The sequence below is a fragment of the Pelagicoccus sp. SDUM812002 genome, assembly GCF_031127835.1.
Lineage (GTDB): Bacteria > Verrucomicrobiota > Verrucomicrobiia > Opitutales > Opitutaceae > Pelagicoccus.
The window spans coordinates 192,808-214,944 of the sequence record NZ_JARXHX010000001.1 but is presented as its reverse complement, the minus strand read 5'-3'; the positions used below and the strand labels follow the sequence as shown (position 1 = coordinate 214,944).

General features: G+C 55.5%; 17 protein-coding genes. 9 read left to right on the top strand and 8 right to left on the bottom strand.

Going from position 1 to position 22,137, the window contains the following annotated elements:
- Positions 1 to 80: 80 nt before the first annotated feature.
- A complete protein-coding gene (locus QEH53_RS00860; protein WP_309021224.1) occupies positions 81 to 1,001 on the top strand; it encodes a glycosyltransferase in 921 nt (306 codons plus the stop codon).
- Positions 1,002 to 1,005: 4 nt separating this feature from the next.
- A complete protein-coding gene (locus QEH53_RS00855) occupies positions 1,006 to 1,806 on the top strand; it encodes a methyltransferase domain-containing protein (protein ID WP_309021223.1) in 801 nt (266 codons plus the stop codon).
- Between the two features lie 130 nt (positions 1,807 to 1,936).
- On the opposite strand, the gene QEH53_RS00850 is transcribed toward QEH53_RS00855, so the two are convergent.
- From QEH53_RS00850 to QEH53_RS00840, 3 genes are all read right to left on the bottom strand, one after another.
- The gene (locus tag QEH53_RS00850) at positions 1,937 to 3,139 is read right to left on the bottom strand and encodes a PQQ-dependent sugar dehydrogenase (RefSeq protein WP_309021222.1); all 1,203 of its coding nucleotides are present in this window, start codon (positions 3,137 to 3,139) and stop codon (positions 1,937 to 1,939) included.
- A 275-nt stretch (positions 3,140 to 3,414) separates the two neighbouring features.
- On the bottom strand, positions 3,415 to 4,368 hold the full coding sequence (locus tag QEH53_RS00845) for a cation diffusion facilitator family transporter (RefSeq protein WP_309021221.1): 954 nt from the start codon (positions 4,366 to 4,368) through the stop codon (positions 3,415 to 3,417).
- Positions 4,369 to 4,376: 8 nt separating this feature from the next.
- Positions 4,377 to 4,856, bottom strand: coding sequence for a transporter substrate-binding domain-containing protein (locus tag QEH53_RS00840; protein ID WP_309021220.1), 480 nt, complete (start codon positions 4,854 to 4,856; stop codon positions 4,377 to 4,379).
- A gap of 74 nt (positions 4,857 to 4,930) precedes the next feature.
- Between QEH53_RS00840 and QEH53_RS00835 the strand changes: the two genes are divergently transcribed.
- From QEH53_RS00835 to QEH53_RS00825, 3 genes are all read left to right on the top strand, one after another.
- Complete coding sequence (locus QEH53_RS00835; protein WP_309021219.1) at positions 4,931 to 5,503, top strand: hypothetical protein; 573 nt, start codon at positions 4,931 to 4,933, stop codon at positions 5,501 to 5,503.
- Between the two features lie 203 nt (positions 5,504 to 5,706).
- Entirely contained in the window at positions 5,707 to 6,210 is a 504-nt protein-coding gene (locus QEH53_RS00830) for a DUF892 family protein (protein ID WP_309021218.1), read from the top strand.
- Positions 6,211 to 6,322: 112 nt separating this feature from the next.
- The gene (locus QEH53_RS00825) at positions 6,323 to 7,327 is read left to right on the top strand and encodes an SDR family oxidoreductase (RefSeq protein WP_309021217.1); all 1,005 of its coding nucleotides are present in this window, start codon (positions 6,323 to 6,325) and stop codon (positions 7,325 to 7,327) included.
- Positions 7,328 to 7,373: 46 nt separating this feature from the next.
- On the opposite strand, the gene QEH53_RS00820 is transcribed toward QEH53_RS00825, so the two are convergent.
- The 5 genes from QEH53_RS00820 to QEH53_RS00800 all read right to left on the bottom strand — a co-directional run bounded on the left by QEH53_RS00820 (position 7,374) and on the right by QEH53_RS00800 (position 16,701).
- Positions 7,374 to 8,528, bottom strand: a complete 1,155-nt coding sequence (locus tag QEH53_RS00820) for a zinc-dependent alcohol dehydrogenase (protein ID WP_309021216.1) — start codon at positions 8,526 to 8,528, stop codon at positions 7,374 to 7,376.
- 895 nt (positions 8,529 to 9,423) lie between these two features.
- A complete protein-coding gene (locus QEH53_RS00815) occupies positions 9,424 to 14,304 on the bottom strand; it encodes a chemotaxis protein CheB (RefSeq protein WP_309021215.1) in 4,881 nt (1,626 codons plus the stop codon).
- A gap of 515 nt (positions 14,305 to 14,819) precedes the next feature.
- On the bottom strand, positions 14,820 to 15,197 hold the full coding sequence (locus tag QEH53_RS00810) for an STAS/SEC14 domain-containing protein (RefSeq protein WP_309021214.1): 378 nt from the start codon (positions 15,195 to 15,197) through the stop codon (positions 14,820 to 14,822).
- A 180-nt stretch (positions 15,198 to 15,377) separates the two neighbouring features.
- Positions 15,378 to 16,274 (bottom strand): SDR family oxidoreductase, encoded by an 897-nt coding sequence (locus QEH53_RS00805; RefSeq protein ID WP_309021213.1) that lies wholly within the window; start codon positions 16,272 to 16,274, stop codon positions 15,378 to 15,380.
- A gap of 85 nt (positions 16,275 to 16,359) precedes the next feature.
- Entirely contained in the window at positions 16,360 to 16,701 is a 342-nt protein-coding gene (locus QEH53_RS00800) for a catalase (RefSeq protein ID WP_309021212.1), read from the bottom strand.
- Positions 16,702 to 17,211: 510 nt separating this feature from the next.
- On the opposite strand from QEH53_RS00800, the gene QEH53_RS00795 reads away from it, so the two are divergent.
- The 4 genes from QEH53_RS00795 to QEH53_RS00780 all read left to right on the top strand — a co-directional run bounded on the left by QEH53_RS00795 (position 17,212) and on the right by QEH53_RS00780 (position 22,107).
- A complete protein-coding gene (locus QEH53_RS00795) occupies positions 17,212 to 17,751 on the top strand; it encodes a superoxide dismutase family protein (protein WP_309021211.1) in 540 nt (179 codons plus the stop codon).
- A 418-nt stretch (positions 17,752 to 18,169) separates the two neighbouring features.
- The gene (locus tag QEH53_RS00790; RefSeq protein WP_309021210.1) at positions 18,170 to 18,439 is read left to right on the top strand and encodes a hypothetical protein; all 270 of its coding nucleotides are present in this window, start codon (positions 18,170 to 18,172) and stop codon (positions 18,437 to 18,439) included.
- A 252-nt stretch (positions 18,440 to 18,691) separates the two neighbouring features.
- Entirely contained in the window at positions 18,692 to 21,649 is a 2,958-nt protein-coding gene (gene fdhF, locus QEH53_RS00785; protein WP_309021209.1) for a formate dehydrogenase subunit alpha, read from the top strand.
- Complete coding sequence (locus tag QEH53_RS00780) at positions 21,649 to 22,107, top strand: DUF1641 domain-containing protein (RefSeq protein ID WP_309021208.1); 459 nt, start codon at positions 21,649 to 21,651, stop codon at positions 22,105 to 22,107. The genes fdhF and QEH53_RS00780 overlap by 1 nt, the downstream gene beginning before the upstream one ends.
- The last annotated feature ends 30 nt before the right edge of the window (positions 22,108 to 22,137 follow it).

Sequence of the window (22,137 nt, the reverse complement as noted above, 5' to 3'; positions counted from 1 at the left end):
TATTGAAAGCGTTATCCCAACGCGGAAACAAGTGCGTGTTTTTTGAATACGACGCACCTTGGTATCGCACGAACCGGGACATGCCGGACCCGAAGTTCGCCGAGCTTGTCCTTTATTCTGACACGGAAGAACTAAAGCAGCGAGTCGCAGGTAGAAGCAAGGAAACCGAGGTGATGATCCTCGGAAGCTACGTACACGACGGAATAGCCATCGGTGATTGGCTGACAAAATCATTCGCCAGCTGGAAGTCGCTTTTTTATTACGACATCGATACCCCCGTTACTCTGAAAGCATTAGAGGGCGGCTCATGCGAATATCTCTCCCCCGAGTTGGTACCGCGGTTTGATGCGTATCTATCGTTTTCAGGTGGAATCGCACTAGAGCGTCTTCAAGAAAAATTTGGAGCTCAAAATGCGGTTGCTTTCCATTGTTCGGCTGATCCGGACCTGTATTATCCGGAACCTAAAGAGAAGCACCTGTCGCTGGGTTATCTCGGAACGTACTCAAGAGATCGGCAGCCTCCGCTGGAGCGATTGCTCATCGAACCTGCGAGAAGGCTTCCTAGTGAGCGGTTCCAAGTAGTAGGCCCGCAGTATCCGGCTGACATTCAATGGCCAGAGAATGTGGAACGATCTGATCATTTGCCGCCGCACCTCCATCGGGAGTTCTATAATTCGCAGCGATTTACGCTCAATGTGACGCGTGCGGACATGGTTGAGCTCGGACATTCCCCAAGCGTGCGCTTGTTCGAGGCCGCTGCTTGCGGAGTCCCCGTCATTAGCGACCGGTGGGAGGGCATTGGCGACTACTTCGAGCCTGGCCGAGAAATTCTGTTGGCGGATTCCTCGGACCAAGTGATCGAGTACCTGCAGGAATTCAGTGAGGCGGATAGGGTGGAGCTCGGGGAGCGAGCCAGAAAACGTTTCTTAGCGGAACACGCTCCCGAAAAAAGGGCTGAGCAGTTGGAAAATTTGGCTGCGAGTAACGCGGTGAAAGGATAAATATATGGATACGTTACAGACGCGTCGGAACGAAGCGAGTTCGAGATTTGAACAGGAAGTTCAAGCGTTCGATCCGTGGTTTCACAATCTTCATCTACCAGAAGGGCAAACAGCTCCGGATCACCCTCTGGGAGATTTTCCTCGATTCAAGTGGGAGCAGATAGTCGGACACTTGCCAGAATCGTTGGACGGTTGGAGCGTGTTAGACGTCGGTTGCAACGCGGGCTTCTATAGTTTCGAGCTTGCACGAAGGGGTGCGCAGGTCCGAGCAGTAGACATAGATGATCGTTACTTGAAGCAGGGGCGCTGGGCTGCGGAGAAACTCGGGCTCGATGTCTCGTTTGAACGCAAGACGGTCTACGAGCTTTGCGTCGAGCCGGAATGCTATGATCTCGTTTGGTTTATGGGCGTCTTCTATCATTTACGCTATCCGACGCTGGCCCTCGATCTCTTGGCCGCGAAGACTAAAAAGCGACTCGTGTTCCAAAGCCTCACCCGTCCCGCTTTGGAGCAAGAGGTCGACCTGCCAGACAACCTCGGCTACGAAGAGCGATCCGACCTTTGCTCGCCGACTTGGCCGTCGATGTCTTTTATCGAGAAACGCTTTGCTGGCGATCCTACGAACTGGTGGGCTCCGAGTCCGCGCGCGCTGGAAGGACTACTGCGGACTACGGGAATGGACATCCTTTCTCGCCCGGATGAGGAGTCCTTCATTTGCGAGCCCACAAAGGGATCGAACCAGACGGAAGAGCAAGCGTTGGCAGCGCAGGAGCGGGCGGCGGCCCTTAACGCGTTTCGGGGCTGAGGGTTGTTTTCAGGTTTCCAGGCGTAAACTCGAAACGGTTGGGTTTATGGTAAAGCCGTGTCCTGCGGAAATGCGGCTTCGTTAGGTGAATAGTCGCCAGCGATTGTTCTACAACGCAGCCGATATATAATTAGCCTTCGTACGAAATGATATAGATAACGCCGTGCTTGTCATCGCTCAAGAGCAGGTCTCCGGTCGGTGTCTGTGCTAGGCCGCAAGGGCGTCCAAACTGTGCTTTACCTCCATCCTCCAAGAAGTCGCCGACAAATGTTTCGAAACGGAGAGGCTGGTCGTCTTCGAAGACCACTCGTGCGAGGTTATAGCCACTTGGTTCGGACCTGTTCCAAGAGCCGTGAAACGCCACGAATGCATCGTTACGATAGTCTTCTGGAAAGGCATCGCCTGTGTAGAAATGCAGGTCCATGGGAGCGGCGTGCGCCTCATGAAGCAAGACCGGTTCGTGGGATTCCTTTGCCCACTGTTTTCGGCTTGTTCCCGCTGGTGGCTCGTCGGCGGGATTGTGTTCGCTCTTGCCGAACACGTAAGGCCAGCCGTATTTCGCTCCGTCCTCGATAAGGTTCAGTTCTTCCAGCTGATCGTCGTCTCCCAGCCAATCGATTCCGTGGTCCACCCCGTACAGGTTGCCCGTCTCCGGGTGCCAGTCGAAACCGATAGTGTTGCGTAAACCGCTGGCGAAAATTTCCCGACTCTTCGCCTCAAGGTCTACCTTAAGGATCGTAGCGTTTTCATCGTTCGTTTCATCGCAGGCGTTGCAGGTGCTGCCGACGGTCAAGTAGAGATAGTCGTCGGGGCCGAATTTTATGGTGCGGTTAGGATGTTGCCCACCGTCAGGAAGGTCGGACAATACTACACTTAGCTCGCCAAAGGTACCGTCCTCTTGAATCTCGCCTTCGTACAGTTTGTTAACGGCTACCAAATATACTAGATCCTCTTTGATCGCGATGTCGTGTACCTGCTTCAACTCCGTTGCGGTCACTTGCTGGTCGACGGTACCGTCACCATCGGCGTCGCGGAGGAGTAAGACATCCTCATTAGGTGCGCGACGTGTGACATACACGTCGCCGTTGTCTGCAACCGCCAACATACGCGGCTCGCCCAAATCTTTAGCAAAGGGCCGAATCTTAAATCCCTCGGGAAGGGAGAGTTTCGAGAGTCGCTGTTCGGTTGGCTCGACGCTGTGGGGAATGAATATATGGCCTTCGATGCGGGTGTTCACCGGTTGTTCGGGCGGCTTTGCGAATTTCTTGTCGGCCGCGGAGTTTGCCTGGGCTAGCAGGATCGCCATGCCTAGGCAGGCGTGTAGTTTAATCATCTTTTTGTTCCTTTCTGACTTTGGTTCATAATAGCGTTTCGACCTTTGCAGGTGCTATGCCTGAATCGTAGCCAGTCGGGCCGGAGGAAACTACGGACCGCATTTAAGCCTTCCTCCGCGAAGGAGTCAGGAGGCGATCCGCGGGTTCGGCGGCGAACGGTGCAATCGGCCATAGTCGGGTGGCTAATTGCCTCTCGCTTTGCATAAGCTGCTAAGTCGGTTTAGAGTGAAGTTGTATACTGGATACATAGTTCGCTTGCTCGACTGTTGGCGACTCAATCGGCCGAGTCGTCGAAAGCTACGATTATCTCGCAGATTCGCCAGTCGATGCTTTTGGCAGCGTTCGAAAGGTTAGTAAAAAGTTCCTTGGACGCGACTGAATCACCTTCGAGTCGCAGGAAGGCTTCGCCTGAAAATAGCGAGCCTTCCTCCCGCAGTCGCACACGCGCCCGCTGGACTGCCGGGTGCGATTCGAGCTCGCGTTCCACCCGTTTTTCCAGTCCCAAGGCCTCTCCCTCCTGTAGATCGGTTGGTCGTTGATCCATAAGATCGCGAGCGGCCCGCATGATATTGAGATAACCGTCTCGCAGAATGTTGCAGGAAATCACGAGCGAAGCAGCGGCGTCAGCCCACCAGAGTCCAAACCCGACGAGGATGATGCCAACCACCGCGGCACCCGCAGTCAACCAGTCGTCCTTGTTCATGACAGCGTCCGCGTAAAGGGTCTTACTGTGGATTTTGGTAGCGACCTCCAGCTTTAGCCGACCCAATATAATGGGCGGTACCATGCTGTAAACGAGGGCGGCGATCATGATCCAGCCCGACCAGATAGGCCATGTGTGACCGGCCAAGCTGTACAACCCCAGCGACGGACGATCTACAGAGACTAGAGAGGAAAGGGATTCGAAGGCAAGGTACAGTCCGAGGACGAGTATCGCTGCGGAGGCAGCGAGAAAAGCGAGCGACATGGAACGCCCGTGCCCGTAGGGGTGCTCTTCGTCGGACGGCTTTGGTGCTATCCGGGACGCTATCAGATAAACCATTGGCGGGACGAGACCGAGTATATCCTCCAGCCAAGCAGCCTTCATCGCATGCGATGAACTGAGGGCAAGTCCGGTTGTCAGCACGATCGTTGACATCCATGTGATGCTCCAACGCTCTAGCTTGTTCGCCCTCTCGAACAGCGGGAGCTTATCATCAGGTATCTGCTTTGGCTCGCGTTTGTTCATGGGTGGAATTAGCGATTCGTCGCTTCGGTTACCTCCAAGAGGTAGCGTTCGAGAGTAGTTAACAACTGGTTTTCCCCAGCAGGAACGGCGATGACACGAGGGACTTCTCTGCTCGTGGAAGAGAAATAAGGAAAGGTCAGGGCAGCGTGACTTTTCCAAGCGAGGTCTTTAGGGAAGCCGCCAATGGCGAGGTCGATCTCGCCTTTTTCCAGCCATTCAAGGAGCTGTGATTCCGACCCTGAGATCCACTCCACGTTCAGGTCGAGTGCACCTGCAAATTCGTTTATCAGGCGGGCTTCATGGCCGGTTGGACTGGAACCGGCGTTGCCTTCAGAAACCCAAGGGGAATGCAGCGTGTACCCAGCTTTCAACTTCCCGAGGTCCGCCGCGTCTTTGAGTGAGTCCCTTGCGTCTCTGGGATAGTCTCCGCAGCCGAACAAGAGAACGCTAGCTGCCGCGAGCACTGATACCTGTCGTAGAAAAACCATAGGGCCCCGCTTGCATAAGTAGCGCCACTGCTCGCTCGTTGGAACGGGGAATGCAACAGTGGATGCGATAAACGATGACAGACAAATCAGATTCGAGATTAGTCATATTGACGGGCCCCTCCTGTGCTGGAAAGAGCCCACTAGCGAGCGCTATCAAGCAGTACCGTCCCCAGCTGGCGAAGTCGTTGGCGCCATTGGTCCTGTATAACTTCAGGTCGCCGCGTCCGGGGGAGAAGGACGGGCGGGACTACCACTTTCGCAGCAAACACGAAATCGAGGAATTGGGCGAGAACGATCGCTACCTCACCTTCGACGTTCGAGGCAACCTGCAAGCCGTTGATGTAGAGGAAACGCAGGAGCTATTTGAAGTGGGTAACGCGTTCTTTGAGGTTAACACGTTTGTGGCACAAGCGTTGATGCACGACCGACGCCTCAAGACTCACCAGTCCGTCTCCATTTTTCTGTCTCCACTAAGCAATGACGAGATCGAAGAAATCAAGGATAGCGGAACCGCGCTCGAGAAAGTGGTGACGGACCTCATGCGGCAGAAGTTGATTCGGCGACAGAGAAAAAAGAAGGTCGACCTCGCGTTGCCGGATTTAGAAGACATTGAGCGACGGGCAGGCAACGCTCTTGAAGAGCTTTGATCGGCCCACAACTTCGATCACGTTCTGGTGAACCGTGACGGAGAGGATTCTGACAACTGGAGCCTTCCTCCAGCACCCATTGGCGATGACCGGCGAGCGACACACCTATTCTGTGATTTGCTTGAAGGCAGACGAACTAACCCTGAAGCAATCGAAACATTGGACTCCTAGGTTCTTGGAAGCTAAATAGCACCTTTGACGAAATGACCGACCGGAAAGTCGAAAGTTTAGAAAGCGCTCTACGGGACCAACTCCGGGACGCCTACAGCGTCGAATGCCAACTAGAATCCGCTCTCCCGAAATTGGCGTCGTTAGCGACAAATTCGTCTCTTTCTCGGTGCTTCGAGAAGCACGTTTACGAAACCCATCGGCATAGGGAGCGGCTTGAACGGATCGGGAACGGCCGTGGTTGGGACTTGGGCGGGGATGCGTCTAAAGCGATGCAAGGGCTGATCGACGGGGGTCAAGACCATGTGGCGGAAGTGAGTCTACCTGCGGCGCGCGACTATCTGATCATTGCTCACACCCGCCGCATCGAGCTTTATGAACTCGCAGCTTACCGTGCTACCACGGAGTTAGCTGAATGTCTTGATTATCTGGATACGGTGGAGCTACTGAAGGCGTCTCGCCGTGAGGATGAGGCGATGCACGAGTCCCTCTCTCGCATAGCGCGCGAGGAGCTCCTTGATAGGATCCCAGCTCGTTAAACGATACCATAAGCTACGCTTAGCAAAATAGGAGGCTTCCTTGTGGGGGCAATGGAGGATGTCCTGTCCGCCGTCGATTTAATCGGCACGGCAATTGCAAACGAGTTGCCCTATGAAGCTATCAACAAATTTACTGCTCGCAGCAGCAGGGACTGGCCTCGCCTACTGGATGCTAAAACGAAACGGTAGCCGTTACCGGTTCGAAGGGCGGGTGATAGCGATCGTGGGCGGGTCTCGGGGCTTAGGCTTGGAGATGGCAAGGCAGCTGGCCGGAGAAGGGGCGAGCGTCGTGCTGCTCGGCCGTTCCGGAGAAAGCCTGCGATCGGCACGGGAGGATCTCGAGCGCCTGACGGAGAGTGCGTCTGTTCTCACCATCGAGTGCGACGTCACCAATTCCGCCTCGGTCGAAGTCGCGTTTGATGAGATCGAGAGTGCTTTTGGCCGCGTCGACGTTTTGATCAATAATGCCGGCACTATACTCTGCGCTCCGTTCGACAACCATAAGCGTAGCGACTTCGAGGAGGCGATTGATACGCACCTCTACGGTCCGATTTCCTGTATTCGAGCAGTACTGCCAATGATGCGTCGCCAAGGAGAGGGAAGAATTCTGAATATCAGCTCGATCGGCGGCAAGGTGGGCGTGCCTCACATGTCCGCGTATTCGGCGAGCAAGCACGCTCTTGTGGGGTTTTCGCGAGCCCTTGCTGCGGAGCTGCGACAGGAGAACATCAGAGTGACTGTTGCTTGTCCGGGGTTGATGCGAACCGGCTCCCACGGAGCGGCAGGTTTCCGCGGGCGACAGTCAGAGGAGTTCGAGTGGTTCGCAGCGTTATCCGGAGCGCCGGGGATCAGCGCCAAAGCCTCTTCAGCCGCGCGGAAGATCCTTTCCGCTTGCCGTAGTGGGAAACCGGAGACGATCGTGCCTTGGCGTTGGTGGGTGGCCGCGATGGGAGACCAGTTGATGCCGGGGCTGGCGACGGGTGCGAATGGGCTCTTTAACGAGTTTCTACCTGCTCCGGAACAGGGCGAAACCGAAAAGCAATCTGGGCGTGTCGCTGGCTCAGGACAAGAGCCAGAGTCGCTCGAACGAGCGGCGGCGGCGCTCAACCAGAAATGATCTGCAGCTCGGGCGGCAAGTTACGCTACGCGGCGGCCGCGCGCGCTCAAGGCGTGAGCACGACTTTGACACAGTTATCCTGCTTCTTTTTGAAAATGTCGTAGCCGTGGGAGACTTGGTCTAGAGAGAGGCGGTGGGTGATAATATCATCCAGCTGCACGCGGCCCGATTCCACGTGATCGATGAGGTCGTCAATGTACTTGTGGACGGGGGCTTGCCCGGCGCTCAGCTTCAAGCCCTTGTCGAAAATCTGTCCGATAGGGAAGTTGTCGTAAGACATGCCGTAGACTCCCACGATACTGACATGACCGCCGCGCCTGACGGCGCTGCAGCACATGCGCAGGGCGTTGATGGTGCCCATTTGCATGTGCACAATGTTACCCAGCTTGTCGAGTACGCTGCGTTCTGCCTCCAATCCTACTGCGTCGACGCAAACGTCGGCACCGCGGCCGTCGGTCATTTCTCGGATGGCTTCTACCGGATCGGTATCCTTGAAATTAATAGTTTCCGACTTGGCGGTCCGTTGCGCGGTTTCGAGTCGGTAGGGTTCGCGGTCGATCCCGATGACCCGTCCCGCTCCTTTCAGCCACGCAACTTTCTGGGCCATGAGGCCGACGGGGCCGCAGCCGAAGACTGCTACCGTTTCGCCACCTTGAAGGTTCGCCCAGTCGATAGCGGTGTAGCCGGTCGGAAAGATATCGGTGAGGAAAAGAACCTGTTCGTCGGAGAAGTCCGGGTTGACCTTTCGCGGGCCGAAGTTCGCGTAGGGGACGCGCACGTATTCGGCTTGGCCTCCATCGTAGCCGCCGTAGAGGTCGGTATAGCCGAAGAGGGCTCCGCCTTTTTGCTTTAACAGCCCTCCCTCCGGTCCGTAGTTGTCGTTGGAATGTTCGCAATGGCCAGGTAGGCCATGGCCGCAAAAGAAGCATCCTCCGCACGCCACGGGAAACGGCACGACGACGCGATCCCCTTTCGCTACGGAAGTCACCGCCGCTCCAGCGTCCTCGACAATTCCCATGAACTCGTGGCCCAGCACCATGTTTTTCAGCTGGGGGAGGAAGCCGTCGTATATATGCAAGTCCGAGCCGCAGATGGCAGTGGCGGTGACCCTTACTATAATATCGTCCGGCTTCTCGAGTTTCGGATCGTCAACAGTGTCGCAGGTTATTTTTCCTGGGCGGTGGAATACGGCTGCTTTCATGGGCTCGTTTGAGTTTAGGGTTATAAAGAGGTAATTTTCAGTAGGACCGCCATGAAGAGTTCGGGCTACCGGTTGTGAGATTGTACCTCCGCATCAAGTGCGCCAAAAGCGGATGCTTCGCAGGTAAAAATGCATATAGTACAAAGGGAAAAATTGAGGTGACGCTGCGGCTACTATACGTAGAACACAATGCTTTGCGTCTGATAATCCCTTTTAGGCTCAATCGGTGTTATACTATTGTCGCCAAGACAATTTGAGGGACTAGCTGGCTACGGATGCATTCGCGTTTTCCTCCCTGGTATACGCGGGTTTTAAAGTATAAGGGAGAGGGTATATGGCTGGCAGTAGCTGTTATCTATCTATTAGTAGCTCTTTTTGTGTTTTCCAGTTCAGTATCGCTCTTGCCGTTCAAGAAAGTTTATCTCAGGTATTGAGCTGTGGCGCAACCGGAACGCTCGGTTTCGCTTTATTGAATTTGAAGAGAGCGGCTCGCTACTGAGTTTCCGTTTTAGGTTTATCACTTTTCCGCTGGCGAGCTTCGCTATAGCTCGAGCCGCTTATGGACAAGGCCTATCGCCAGAGATTAGCCCTGGACCAGATGAACTACAGGCGAACAATTAGACGCAATGAAACGAGGAGGGGCCAGTTGCGTAGGATCGTTTGGTTTTGCTCCTAGGTGAGTCGTAACTCCGCATCTCGGAAGCCCCGCACTAAGCCTTCATCTCTACGATAGCGCTTAGAGCACGGGCTCTTAATCGAACGGAGTCTGAGTGTGTTCCTAGGGAATCGAAATGCGTACGTTTCGATTTCAGATCACGAGGAGAAGCAGTTGTAGTAGCTGATGGTGGATGTCGGGACTAAAGGACCAGAATGGGCTTTAGTGTAGCTGGTGAGTTTAGCCTGACAGTTGGCGCGGATCGGGGCTGTGCCGAACCATCAGTTGTAGTAGAGCTTCCTTATTAGCGGGCTTAACGATGTGTTCGTCGAAGCCTGCTTCTTTGCTTTTTCGCTTGTCCTCTTCCTGACCCCAACCGGTCAGCGCGACCAAGGCGATATCTTTTCCCCACTCCTGCTCACGGATAGCGCGAGCGGTTTGGTAACCATCCATTCGGGGCATGCCTAGGTCGAGCAGCGCGAATTCAGGCCGGAATTCCGCTGCTATCTCCACTGCTTGTTGGCCGTCAGCCGCGGTGCGGACGTCATGACCGAGCTTTTCGAAGTACAACGCCAGAACTTTAAGCGCGGATTCGTTGTCGTCCGCGATGAGCACACGTCGGCTCGCATGTGTGCCTTGAGGGTTGTCATCTCTGGGTTGGGCTTTTTGTGGGGACGGGACTCTTTTGACCTCTGCGGGCAGGTGCAGGCAAAAGGAGCTGCCTAGGCCTTCTCCTTCGCTCTGTACACTGACCGTCCCGCCATGCATGTCAGTCAGGGTTTTGACGAGCGTTAGTCCAATGCCGAGGCCTGCGTTCGAGTACTCGCTCGGACCTTCGATCTGGGAGAACATTTCAAAAACGTGCTCTTGCTTGTCCTGTGGAATACCTATGCCGGTGTCTCTCACGGTGATGGTTACGTTGTCTTCGACGAGGTCGGCCGAGAGCTCTATGCTCCCCTGGTTGGGGGTATATTTGGCGGCGTTGTTTAGAAGGTTCGAAATTACCTGAGCCAAGCGGCTGGGGTCGGCGTAGAGCGTTACGGGTTTGTCTGGCAGGGAGACAGTGAGCTTTTGCTTTCCTTCGTTGATTAAAGGTGTCGCCTCTTCGACTGCGCTGCGGATGACATCTTCGAGGGCTATAGTTGTTTTCTTGAGCTTTAGCTTGCCGCGGGTGATGCGGGAGATGTCCATTAAGTCGTCGACGAGGAGGGCGAGCTGCTTGGTCTGCCGTTCCATGATTTCGTGGACTTCCTCAAATATTTCCAGTTTGTCGTCGGCAACTTTCAAGAGCTCTAGGCCGGTCCGGATGGGGGCGAGCGGGTTGCGGAGCTCGTGGGCGAGGGTGGCCAGGAACTCGTCCTTGCGCCGGTCCGACACGCGGAGCTGTTCAACGAGCCGGAGGCGTTCGTAGGCGGAGGTGACGTAGCGGCTGATGGTTTCGAGGAAATCGAGTTCTACGGGGTCGAACTCGTCTTTTTCATTGCTGGCGAAGCATAGGGTTCCGAGCAGCTGGTCGTCCCTGAGCAAGGGTTTGCACACGTACGAACGAAAGCCGAAGCTCTTGAGTTGTCTCGTTTTTTCGTCGTCGGAATCTTGGATATGGGTCGCCACGAAGGGGCGCCGCTCCGAGGCGGTGATGCCGGATGCGGTGTCGCCTGGGGTGAGGCTCTTGATCTTCTGGACTTCCTCATCCGGCAAGCCGGCGTGGGACGCGAGGGTCAGGAAGTTCCCGCACTCGCTTAGGGTATAGTTGAGGTAGGCGGAAAGTTCGAAGTGGGGGGCGATCGAGGCGAAGACTTCCTCGAGCATCTGCTTAGGAGCTTGGGTCGAGAGCAGGGCGGACGCTGACTTCCAGAGGAGGCGGAGGCGGTTTTCGGCTTTTTTCTGTTGGGTGACGTCGCGGGCGACTTTCGAGGCGCCGATGACTTTGTCTTGGTCGTCGCGTACGGGTGAGATGGTGAGGGATACGCAGATGCGGCGGCCGTCTTTGGCGACGCGTTCCGTTTCGAAATGCTCGAGTCCTTCGCCTCTGCGGAGTCGGCTTAGGATGCCTTCCTCCTCGGCTTTGAGTTCGGGTGGTACAATAAGGGTGATCGGCTGGCCGACGGCTTCGGCTGCGGTGTAGCCGAAGATGCGCTCCGCTCCGCCGTTCCAAGAGAGGATGGTGCCGTCCAAGGTCTTGCTTAGGATGGCGTCATGGGAGGAGTCGACGATCGCGGCGAGCTTCGCCCGGTTTTCTTCAATTTCGAAGCGTTCGGTGCGGTCCTCGATTCTGAGCAACAGGAGTTCGTGGTCTTCCAGTGGCTTGGCGCTGAGGAACATGACGCGTCGGCCTAGGTTTTCGAACTCCCATTGGACTTGGAATTCGGCGAAGGGCGAACGATCGCCGAGGACGCCTTTGAGCATTTTTTTCAGTTCCGGGATGTCCCACTGTCCGTTGCCGAGGGCGGAGAGGCGGACGTCGACGGTTTGCTCAGGGCTTACGTGGAAGTGTTTGTAGAAGGCCGCGTTGGCAAACTTGACGCTGAGCTGGGGCGTGAGCACGAGCAGCGGTTCGGGGAGGGATTCGATGATTTTTTCGGCGTATCGCCGGGAGTTTTCGATGACGGCCTCTGCTTGCTTGCGTGCCGATATGTCGACGAAGGTGATGACGATGCCTTCGATGCGGTCGTCGGAGCTGCGGTAGGGAATGACTCGGGTGAGGTAGTACTGGCCGGATTCGGCGAGCAGTTCGCGTTCGATGGGTACGAGGTCCGAGAGCACGCGTTTGAGGTCGGCGAGGATTTGGTTGTCGCCGAGGCTGTGGGTCAGGTCTGAGATGGGCCTTCCCCTGTCGGTTGACCGGATGTTGAAGAGTTCGCTGACCTTGGGGGTGAAACGGAGGATCCGGAAATCGCGGTCGAGGAAGAGGGTAGCGATGTCGGTGGCGGCGAGGAGGTTTTGCAGGTCGTCGGAGAGTTGGCCCAGCTCTTCTACCTTGTAGCGGTTCTCCTGGTTGACGGTTTGGAGCTCCTCGTTCATGCTTTGCAGCTCTTCCTTGCTGGTCTCGAGCTCTTCCATGGCCGAGCGCAGCTCTTCATTGGTCGATTGCATTTCCTCGTTTGAGGCGCGCATTTCCTCTTGGCCGGTCTCGTATTCCTCGACGATGGCCTGCAGCCGTTGGCGGGTGTGGTTGAGCTCTTGTTCGAGCGTCCTAGCGCGCTCGTCGGTTTCGCCTTCTCTGTCTCGGGATTTGCCGGCCGGTTTTTCGAGAGCGTCTTCCGCTACCGGTTGCGCGTCGAAGATGACGAGGGCGAAGCCAGAGAACTGGGGGTCGAGGGTGGCTCGGGCGCGCAACGTGACGAGGGAAGGTTCGCCGTCGAGATGGATCGCAATGGGGCGGGAATCGGTTGCGACCTGTCCGCCTCTAATGGCGGAGAGAACCGACCTCAGTTCCACGCGAAATTCATCGCGGACTAGCTTAAAGATGCTGGTGGTAGGCGCTCCGCTTGGGTGGCTGAGGAAACTTCCGCATCGTTCGGAGAGGTGGACGAGCTTGTCGCCGGGACTTATGAGGATGCTGGGCGGGGCGTGTTGGGAGCTCAGTCGCTGGTGTACGGTGCTGTAGGCTACGGGTTCTCCGGATTCCGGTCGGTGGGGCTGGTCTGGAAGGAAGGGCAGCCGGCTTTGGGTGAGGGGGAAGACGGGCAGTTTGGGCTCGGGGCCTTGGATGTTTCTCTTTTGGTAGATGCAGTGCCTCTTGTCCTTGACCTGAAAGAGGTCGGGGGTGTCGATGGTTTCGGAAGTGCCGAGGAGGAGGTGCCCGTCGGGGCGCAGGGCGTAGTGGAAGAGCTCGATGATGTCGCGTTGCACCTCGCGCTTGATGTAGATCATCAGGTTACGGCAGGAGATGAGGTCGATCCGCGAGAAGGGCGGGTCGCTGAGCAGGTTTTGCGGGGCGAAGAGCACCATCTCACGCACTTCATTGCGGACTTGGTACCCGCCGCTTTCGTTGATGAAGAAGCGCTGGAGTCGTTCGCGGGAGACGACTGCTTCGATGTCGATGGAATAGAAGCCGTCGCGGGCGGTCTTGAGGGAATGATGGTGGAGGTCGGAGCCGAAGATCTGGATGCGTGGCGTGATGTCGCGGCGGGTTGCTTCTTCCAGGAAGAGGATTGCAAGCGTGTAGGCTTCTTCACCGGTCGCGCAGCCGACGCTCCATATTCTGATCTCTTCTTCGGCTCCTTTCTTGTCGAAGATCTGCGGGATGACGGTTTCGGCTAGCAGGCGATGCACTTCCGGGTCGCGGAAGAAGCTGGTCACGGTGATGAGGAGGTCGTCTGCCAGGGTTTGGACTTCCTTGGCGTCCTCCCGGAGTTTCTTCAGGTAGATTGATACGTCCTCGATCCCGCGGAGCTGCATGCGGCGTTGGATGCGGCGGATGACGGTGGAGTGCTTGTAGCTGCTGAAGTCGCGGTTGACGCGCGACTTCAGGCATTGGAAGACCTTGTGCAGAAGCTTGCGTACTTCGTCCGCTGCTTCGCCCTCACGGCCGACTTTGGGGAGCCGGGGATGGACGCTGGCGAAGCCTGCCACGGTCGGCCCGATCTCCGCCAGCGGCAGCACGAGGTCGACGACGCCCGAGGCGATGGCGCTTTGCGGCATGCCGTCATACTCGGCCTCGCTGGGATTCTGCGCTACGGTGAACCCGCCGTTTTCCTTGATCTCCTTGAGGCCGAGGGTTCCGTCGCCGCCGGTGCCGGAGAGTATGACGCCAACGGCTCTGCCGTCGTAGGTGTTCGCGAGCGTATGGAAGAAGTGGTCGATGGGCGCTCGTTCGCGTCGCTTTTCCTCGAGCTTGCTCAGCCGGAGGTGGGAGTCGATGGTGTTGAGGTTCGCGTTGGGCGGGATGACGTAGACGTGGTTCTTCTCGATAGGAATCGTCTTCGTGACCTGCTGGACCGGCATCTTGACGTGTGGCTGCAAGAGCTCGGCGAGCCGGCTCTCGTGGTCTGGCGAGAGGTGAACGACCACGACGTAGGCGAGCCCTGCGTCGGTGGGGGCGTGCTCGAAGAATTTCCTCAGCGCGGTCAAGCCGCCCGCGGAGGCTCCGATGCCGACGATGGTCAGCTTGTCTGGCAAGGAATTCTTTGCCTCTGGTGATGGATGGGGTTTGGAATCCGAAGATGAAGCGTTTTTTCCGTTTCTAGCTTTCGCTTTCGACCTGGATTTTTTCGGGGAGGTTTCGTCTGTGTGCATGCGGGCTGGCGTCGCGGTTCGATTGATTCTGGCGGAACTAGGAGCGATCGCTGCGATTCCTGCGTCGAATTACGAGCAGGAAAAACGGGGATCGATTGGGTTTCGAATTATTTCGAGCGGTTGCGAACCAGGAAAGCCATATCCTCTTCGGACCGACAAGCAGCTCAATGAGAGCATCGCCAATATACAAGCTTGAAGCAGTTCAAGGACGGAAAAGGGAGTCAGTTATATCAGGATCTACACGTATGCTAACATCGAATACGCGGACGAAGTTGCAATATGTATGACTGAGGTTGCGAAGTGCAGTAGGGGAACTGCAGGTGATAGTTTGGCGTGGCTTGACACTCTTAGGTCTCTCTCCTCCGAGCGGTCCGTATAACCGAAGAGCGGGTTGTTGGTTAGCTCAACTTGCTGGAAATGGGGCTCTTCGCCCAATGCAAAGCTACTTCCTTATCATCGCGATCGAAGTATTTCGTTTTGCTCGAGGTGAAGGGCTTTAGAAAGGATTCCATAAGATCGTGCGTTTTCTTTTCCCCAACGATGGCGATTTTTTTGAAATTCTTAGCGTATTTCACATCGAACTTGAGGTCTGTCCACAGGCCGCCGAACGTCCATCCGTCGAAATTTTCCATCTCCCAATACAACGATATATATTCGTATTGCTCGATTCGATTTTTAAGGGTGGGCACGATCGTGTCATAGTCGTTTTTGTCCAGCCTGCCGCTTACTTTAATTGCTACAAAAGCTTCTTTAGTCTCAGGTAGAATCCAGTTCATAGTATAGCGGTGCCTGCAGGAATCTTGCCTAAATGCCCCTGTGCACGCGGTGTCGTTTTTTGAATTTGAAACCTGACTGTTTAAAAGGCGGAGCGATGTATAGCTAAGTGGTTTCGGCCACTTGTTGGTATTGCGTTTGAATGACCGCCCAATCTCCCAAGGGCGAAGGACGCTACTCGTCTATAGTTGCTTCCCACCTCCGGTAGCGCCGTAGATTTCCGCGGTGATATAGCTGGCTGCGTCGGAGGCGAGGAAGACGTAAATGGGGGCGAGTTCCGCCGGTTGGGCTGGTCTTTCGAAGAGTGTGTTTTTGCCGAAGCTTTTCACGTCTTCCAAAGGCAAGGTCGCGGGTATCAAGGGCGTCCATACGGGGCCCGGCGCGACGGCGTTTACTCGAATCCCTTTCTTGATGGCTTCTTGGGCGAGCGAGAGCGTGAAATTCGCTATTGCCGCTTTGGTCGCCGAATAGGGAGCGAGAGAAGGGCTGGGAGAAAACGCTTGTATTGAAGTGGTATTGATGATCGAACCGCCGGGTGGTAGGTGCTTCAACGCTGTTCGAGAGAAATAGAAGAATGCCTCGATATTGGTTTTGAAGGTGCGTTCGATATCCTCGTCCGTGATGTCATCGAAGGATTCGTATGTTTTTTGAAACGCCGCGTTATTGACGAGTATATCAATTTTTCCGAATTCCTCTATCAGTGACTCCAGCACCTCGTCGCAAGCGTTCCGGCTGGTTTGGTCCATTTTATATGACTTCGCCCTCCGCCCGGATTCGGTAATGAGACGCTCGGTTTCTTGGGCGTCTTGATCCTCTTCCAGATAGGTGAAGGCGACGTCCGCGCCTTCGCGGGCGTAGGCGAGGGCAACTGCTCTGCCGATTCCGCTGTCCGCGCCGGTGATGAGAGCGACGCAACCTTTGAGCTTTCCGGTCCCCTCGTAGCTTTCTTCGCCATGATCGGCGGGAGGCGTCATTTTTCGCTCGCTGCCCGGGTGGGACTGGTCTTCTTGATTCTCGAAATCCGGAGTTTCGTATTTTTTGCGGGGATCGCAAAGTAGGCTCTCGTTCTTTGTATTCATAGTACGTGACATCTTGGTTTTAGTGTGAGGTTTCTCTTTGATGTGTCTTTGAGTTTTAGAAGGGGCGTATTTTCGCCTCTCTATATCAGATTGATGGCTTTTGACGCTCTATAGGAATTTCGACCAATTTTCGGCCCTTGCTTTGGGAGGGCTTAAAGCTGCCGCGAGCTCCGGAGCTACGGGCGTGCTCGACGTGCTCAGGGATGTGCTCATGGTCGAAGCGAGAGATCTTTGCCCGAATAATGAAGGCTTCCACTAGCGAGGGGCTTCGGGGTTCCGCTTGCAGCGAGTTTCGTTCAGCGGAGATCGGATGGGCCTGTGCGGTGGTTTGCCAATCGTAGCGGCTTTCGGCAATTTGGTTGAGTTCGCCCCCGCGGGCAACTTTACAGCTGAAAGAGCTTTGGGGTGCTTCTATATTCGTATTCATAGACTCGTGACGAGACGTTGCGGGAGGCAGCAAGCCGAAGCGTTTCTGCATAGTCCGCGCCTGCTGCGGTGTATTCTTCCGTTCGGCCGCTTTTTCAGCGCGTTCCTTCTAATGGTTAGCCGGACTCGTGAGTTTGCGGAGGTGAGTTGCATTGCGGTTAATGCGCATTGCCATGCCCCGCGAGCCCGTTCAGCTTTGCCCGCGCTAAGAGTTGAGGCGTTCGATTGAGTGCCTAATCTCGTCCGAGGGGAGGAGCAGAGCGGGCGTGATATTGCGTATGAGCTTTTCCGAAACGCAGATGTGAACGTGCGAATTGGTATGCAAGCGGGTCAATCCCGAGCGGAGCGAGTGGGGTATATCTAGCAGCGGTCCGGCATGGATGATGCAGTGCAATCCAACCCGGCTGTTTCCTATGTGGCAAACGAGCGGGGGAGTGAGACCAAAATTTGAACTGAACAGCTGATAATATAACCTATGAAAACAATACTAAGACTGAGAAAAAATAAAAGGATGCCGATAGCCGCATTAGGCCTAGCAGTGACTGTGTTGGGAGGATGCAATCCGGGCCCGGACAGGTCGGTCGACAGTGAGGTGAGCCAACGCGTCGCCATTGCTCAATTATCGCCAACGGAGGGCAATAAGGTATCTGGAACGGTAACCTTCATCGAGGACCGTGACGGTGTACGCGTGGTCGCGGATTTGATAGGCTTGCCAAGTGGCATGCATGGGTTTCACATTCACGAGAATGGCGACTGCTCAGCTCCCGACGCGAGCTCAGCGGGTGGACACTTTAATCCGACGAACGCGAAACATGCGGGACCGGATTCTAGGGTGCGGCACGTCGGCGATTTGGGCAATATAGAAGCGACTAGTGCTGGCCAAGCTCAGCGAGATACGGTTGATAGCGTGTTGACGTTCGAAGGTCCGAATTCGATTATCGGCAAAGGCGTAATCGTTCACGCAGGTAAGGATGACTTGACTTCTCAGCCCTCGGGAGCAGCGGGAGCGCGTTTGGCTTGCGGTGTTATAGAGTGGTCAGATAAGGGCTAGAGCAGACTTCCTGCCGACCACAGAGCTTCGCGGAACTGGTTAATATTAAGGATCCGTGACTTCTGTTTGGCTAGAAGGCTTAATGAAACGAACAGATTTTGAGGATCGGGAGATTTCACGAGGTGGTAATCGAAGCTGGCTACTTTGTTTATCAATTCACCGGAACTTAGTCCCCATCGTGTGAGAGCGATGAGCTCCATTTGTCGCCCTTGCTTTTATTGATGCATTTAGCAGCGACAGATTCTTCGTATTGAATATAAGGGCGGTAAGCTTCGGAAGGACAAGGAGGGAACGTGGGCACGAATTTTGCAGAAAGCGTCGCATGAGGGATAGTCGGGAACAAGAGGAGAAGGCGGCAACGAAGCATTTAGAGTTTTTTGTTACGCTTCTCGCTCGGAGCATTTCATATCAGTAGGAGATGAACAAAATCGCGAACCTTACCTGGGATGAAGCTACCGAGATGGCTATTTTTTGTCACGGACGAGGAAGCTGCGGGCGCGGCTTCGCCTATTATGATCCGAAAGGCGGGCAGATAACTGATGCTGGGGAAATCAAGTGCTTCAACGTGCTTGCGGCGCCTCCTGCGTATCGGGACATGTGGCTTTGCCTAGCCGGATCGACGACTTCAGTGAGGCCGGCGGTATGGTTTGAAACCCGCTTGTATCCGCTGTGCCAAACGCTGCTGTGAAGAGCACTTGTTAGCCCGCAGTCGGTTCATTTAAAAAAGTATAAATAAAATGGATACAAGTGCTAATTCGAGCGGAATTTGCGAATGCGTGTTTCTGTGCGGTGGGCCATCGGGGTACTGCTCGCGTTGATGGCGTCTAGGTTAACCGTGGTGCTTTGGAAGCCCAGTCACAGGCAGTTATCCGGTTCTGGCAAAACAGCGGAGATGCGGGCAGCAGAATAGTTTGGCACGAGCTTTGCAGTCGGCGTAAACATGGACGAAGAAACGCTGCCTCGGATCAATGGTGAGAGACATGTTGCGAATCCGGGAGAGACGATTGCCGCCCTGCTAGACCGTCTCGGAGTAGAGATTCCGCAGGTTTGCCGGCATCCCGCAATGGGCGGGCTAGCGACCTGTGATTCGTGCATGGTCGAGGTAAATGGCGAATTGAAACGTGCATGCACCACCGAGGTGCAGAATGACATGCAGATCGTCACGCAATCGCCGCGTGCAGTCGGGGCGAGAAAAGAAGCGATGAATCGTCTCGTCGCGAATCACGAGTTGTATTGTACGGTTTGCGACTACAATAACGGCGATTGCGAAGTGCACAATGCCGCTGAAATGGTGGGGCTTGAGCATCAAAAGTACCCTTTCAAACGCAAGGGGTATAAAGTAGACGATTCGAATCCATTTTATCGATACGACCCGGATCAGTGCGTGCTTTGCGCGCGCTGCGTGGAAGCCTGCCAAAATGTCCAGGTGACCGAGACCTTGAGCATCGATTGGACAATGGAGCAGCCGCGCGTCCTATGGGATGGTGGCAAGGCGATCAACGAATCGTCCTGCGTGAGTTGCGGGCATTGCGTGACAGTTTGCCCGTGCAACGCTCTCATGGAGAAATCGATGATCGGCGAGGCGGGGCATTTTACTGGGGCGCCCAAGCACGTTCTAAAAAAGTCGATCGACCTCGTGAAGTACGCGGAGACGTTCACCGGACTCGGGCCGCTTTTCGCCACCTCGAAGGCGGAGGCGGCTATGCGTGAGGAGACGATCAAGCGGACCAAGACCGTCTGCACCTACTGCGGCGTGGGCTGTGCCTTCGAAGTCTGGACAAAAGGCCGCCATATTTTGAAAATCCAACCGCACAAGGACGCTCCGGCGAACGGGATTTCCACATGTGTGAAAGGAAAGTTCGGCTGGGATTTCGTGAACAGCGACGAGCGTATCGTGAACCCGATAATTCGTCGTGAGGGAAAATTCGACTTGGTGGATTGGGACGAGGCCTTGGAGTATACGGCTAAAAGGTTGCGGACGATCGTAGACGAACATGGTCCCGACAGCGTGGCCTTTATCTCTTCGTCGAAGATTACTAACGAAGAGTGCTACTTGGTACAGAAATTGGCCCGTGCAGTGTTTGGGACGAACAATGTCGACAACTGCGCCCGCTATTGCCAGAGCCCAGCTAGCAAGGGACTGTCGCGGACAGTTGGATACGGAGCGGATGCGGGAACGATGGACGACATCACGAAGGCCGAGCTCGTCTTTGTCGTGGGGTCGAACACCGCGGTTTCCCATCCTGTCTTGGCGGCACGCATCAAGCGGCAGGTGAAGGTACACGGGCAGCGCCTGATCGTATCTGACCTGCGTACCCATGAGATGGCGGATCGAGCCCATATCTTTCTGCAGCCTAAACCCGGCACGGATCTGGTCTGGATCAACGCAGTCGCGAAGTACATCTTGGATCAAGGATGGGAAGATCGAGACTTTATCGAGCGACGGGTCAAGGACTTCGACAAGTATCGCGATAGCTTGCAAAAATTTACGCTGGAATTTGCAGCGGCACGGACCGGGCTGACGAAGGAGACACTGATGCAGGTGGCCAAAGAGATCGCGAGTGCGAAATCTGTTTGCGGGCTTTGGGCTATGGGCGTGACCCAGCACATGGGCGGGACCGACACCTGCACCGCCATCTCGAATCTCTTACTATTGACTGGGAATTTCGGCAAACCTGGAACGGGGGCGTATCCGTTACGCGGACACAACAACGTCCAAGGTTCCTGCGACTTCGGGGCTCTTTATAATTATTTGCCAGGTTACGCCTCTGTTGACAGCGACGAGGCTCGTAGGCCCTTCGAAGAGGCCTGGGGCATGAAGCTGCCGAGCGGAAAAGGCCTCAACAACAAGACGATGATCGACGCGATAGAGGAAGGAACGCTCAAGGCCCTATACGTCGTGGGAGAGGAGCTAGCACTGGTCGACTCGAACGCGCGCCGCGTTCAGGAGCAGTTGGAGAAACTGGAGTTTTTCGCAGTCCAGGAGATCTTCTTTTCCACTACTGCTCGCTTTGCGGATGTCGTGCTTCCCGGCACGCCATCGCTGGAGAAGGAAGGAACGTTCGTTAACACGGAACGTCGCGTGCAGCTTCTAAACGAAGCGCTGCCGCCGCTGAAGGGATGTCGTCCCGACTGGAAGATTCTCCGGGACTTGGCGGGCAAACTCGGCCATGAATGGAACTATGAAAGCCCCAGCGATATTATGGACGAAGTCGCCGGGATCGTCCCGGAGTTCGCGGGAATTAACTACGACCGGCTGAAGGGCTACAACTCGCTGTGTTGGCCCGTGGATGCGGACGGAAACGACACCCCATTGCTTTACGAGGAGAGGTTTCATACTGCGGATGGCAAAGCTAGTTTCTTCCCGGTCGACTACACGGAGCCGGTGAACCAGCCAGACGAGGAGTACCCGAATCATCTGAACAACGGCCGGGTGCTCGAGCACTTTCACGAGGGCAATATGACTTTCAGGGTGAAGGGCTGTGCTGAGAAAATTCACGAAGCCTTCGTGGAGATGAATCCGGCAGACGCGGAGGCCCAAGGACTCGAAGAGGGCGATTGGGTCGATGTACGTTCGCCGTTCGGCAAGGTCACGACGCAAATCGTGGTTTCGGAAAGCATTCGCAGGGGCGAGCTCTATATGCCGGTTTGTTCGACTGAGCAGCGTGTGAATCATTTATCGTCGAGCAAAGCGGATCCAGTGGTTGACACGCCTGCGTACAAGGAGATCTCCGCAAGCATTAGGAAACTTGGCAGGCGTTCAGCGTCGCCTATTCCAAAATCCAATCCGCGTCACGGCAGCCCGACGCCATTGCGCACTGTGCGCGTCGAAGAGAAGTGGCAGCGGGATGATTACCGCGGCCCTGACGTAAGCAGACCAGAAGGAGGGAATGTCTAATGGCGGAACGTCTGAGATATACCACCGAGCCAGTGCCAAGCCCAACTGCTCGTGACGAGTTGGAAGGATTGATTGAGTCGCTAAGCGAGTCGGGCACGTTGCGGACACTGCAGGGTTTAACGGGGCAGTTCGCGGAAGTGTCCGGCGTTGCCATGGAGCATCTCAACGCTCCACCAGGGCGTCGCTTGATTGGGTCGATCGCATTGCTCGCCGAAGTGCTTTCGAAAATCCCGGCCGAAAAGCTTGAGGGCGTGGCTGATGGCATTGGCAATGGGACGGAACAGGCGAGCGAAATTCTCGGTAAGGATCCACCTAGCACGTTGCAGGTTCTCAAACTCGCTCGCGATCCGGATGTTCGTCGCACTATGGCTTCCCTACTTGTAATTCTAAAAACGGTTGGACAGGCACTCGGTGAAGGCGAGCGGGCTGAGGCTGAGGATTCCGACCGAGCACTGTAGCACTTAAACGGATACCTGTCCGGCTGGGTC

What these genes read in the sequence shown, in the direction of transcription:
- QEH53_RS00860 (WP_309021224.1), top strand. Translation starts at nt 81, where the DNA reads ATGCCGGACCCGAAGTTCGCCGAGCTTGTCCTTTATTCTGACACGGAA.
- QEH53_RS00855 (WP_309021223.1), top strand. Translation starts at nt 1,006, where the DNA reads ATGGATACGTTACAGACGCGTCGGAACGAAGCGAGTTCGAGATTTGAA.
- QEH53_RS00850 (WP_309021222.1), bottom strand. Translation starts at nt 3,139, where the DNA reads ATGATTAAACTACACGCCTGCCTAGGCATGGCGATCCTGCTAGCCCAG.
- QEH53_RS00845 (WP_309021221.1), bottom strand. Translation starts at nt 4,368, where the DNA reads ATGAACAAACGCGAGCCAAAGCAGATACCTGATGATAAGCTCCCGCTG.
- QEH53_RS00840 (WP_309021220.1), bottom strand. Translation starts at nt 4,856, where the DNA reads ATGGTTTTTCTACGACAGGTATCAGTGCTCGCGGCAGCTAGCGTTCTC.
- QEH53_RS00835 (WP_309021219.1), top strand. Translation starts at nt 4,931, where the DNA reads ATGACAGACAAATCAGATTCGAGATTAGTCATATTGACGGGCCCCTCC.
- QEH53_RS00830 (WP_309021218.1), top strand. Translation starts at nt 5,707, where the DNA reads ATGACCGACCGGAAAGTCGAAAGTTTAGAAAGCGCTCTACGGGACCAA.
- QEH53_RS00825 (WP_309021217.1), top strand. Translation starts at nt 6,323, where the DNA reads ATGAAGCTATCAACAAATTTACTGCTCGCAGCAGCAGGGACTGGCCTC.
- QEH53_RS00820 (WP_309021216.1), bottom strand. Translation starts at nt 8,528, where the DNA reads ATGAAAGCAGCCGTATTCCACCGCCCAGGAAAAATAACCTGCGACACT.
- QEH53_RS00810 (WP_309021214.1), bottom strand. Translation starts at nt 15,197, where the DNA reads ATGAACTGGATTCTACCTGAGACTAAAGAAGCTTTTGTAGCAATTAAA.
- QEH53_RS00805 (WP_309021213.1), bottom strand. Translation starts at nt 16,274, where the DNA reads ATGAATACAAAGAACGAGAGCCTACTTTGCGATCCCCGCAAAAAATAC.
- QEH53_RS00800 (WP_309021212.1), bottom strand. Translation starts at nt 16,701, where the DNA reads ATGAATACGAATATAGAAGCACCCCAAAGCTCTTTCAGCTGTAAAGTT.
- QEH53_RS00795 (WP_309021211.1), top strand. Translation starts at nt 17,212, where the DNA reads ATGCCGATAGCCGCATTAGGCCTAGCAGTGACTGTGTTGGGAGGATGC.
- QEH53_RS00790 (WP_309021210.1), top strand. Translation starts at nt 18,170, where the DNA reads ATGAACAAAATCGCGAACCTTACCTGGGATGAAGCTACCGAGATGGCT.
- fdhF (WP_309021209.1), top strand. Translation starts at nt 18,692, where the DNA reads ATGGACGAAGAAACGCTGCCTCGGATCAATGGTGAGAGACATGTTGCG.
- QEH53_RS00780 (WP_309021208.1), top strand. Translation starts at nt 21,649, where the DNA reads ATGGCGGAACGTCTGAGATATACCACCGAGCCAGTGCCAAGCCCAACT.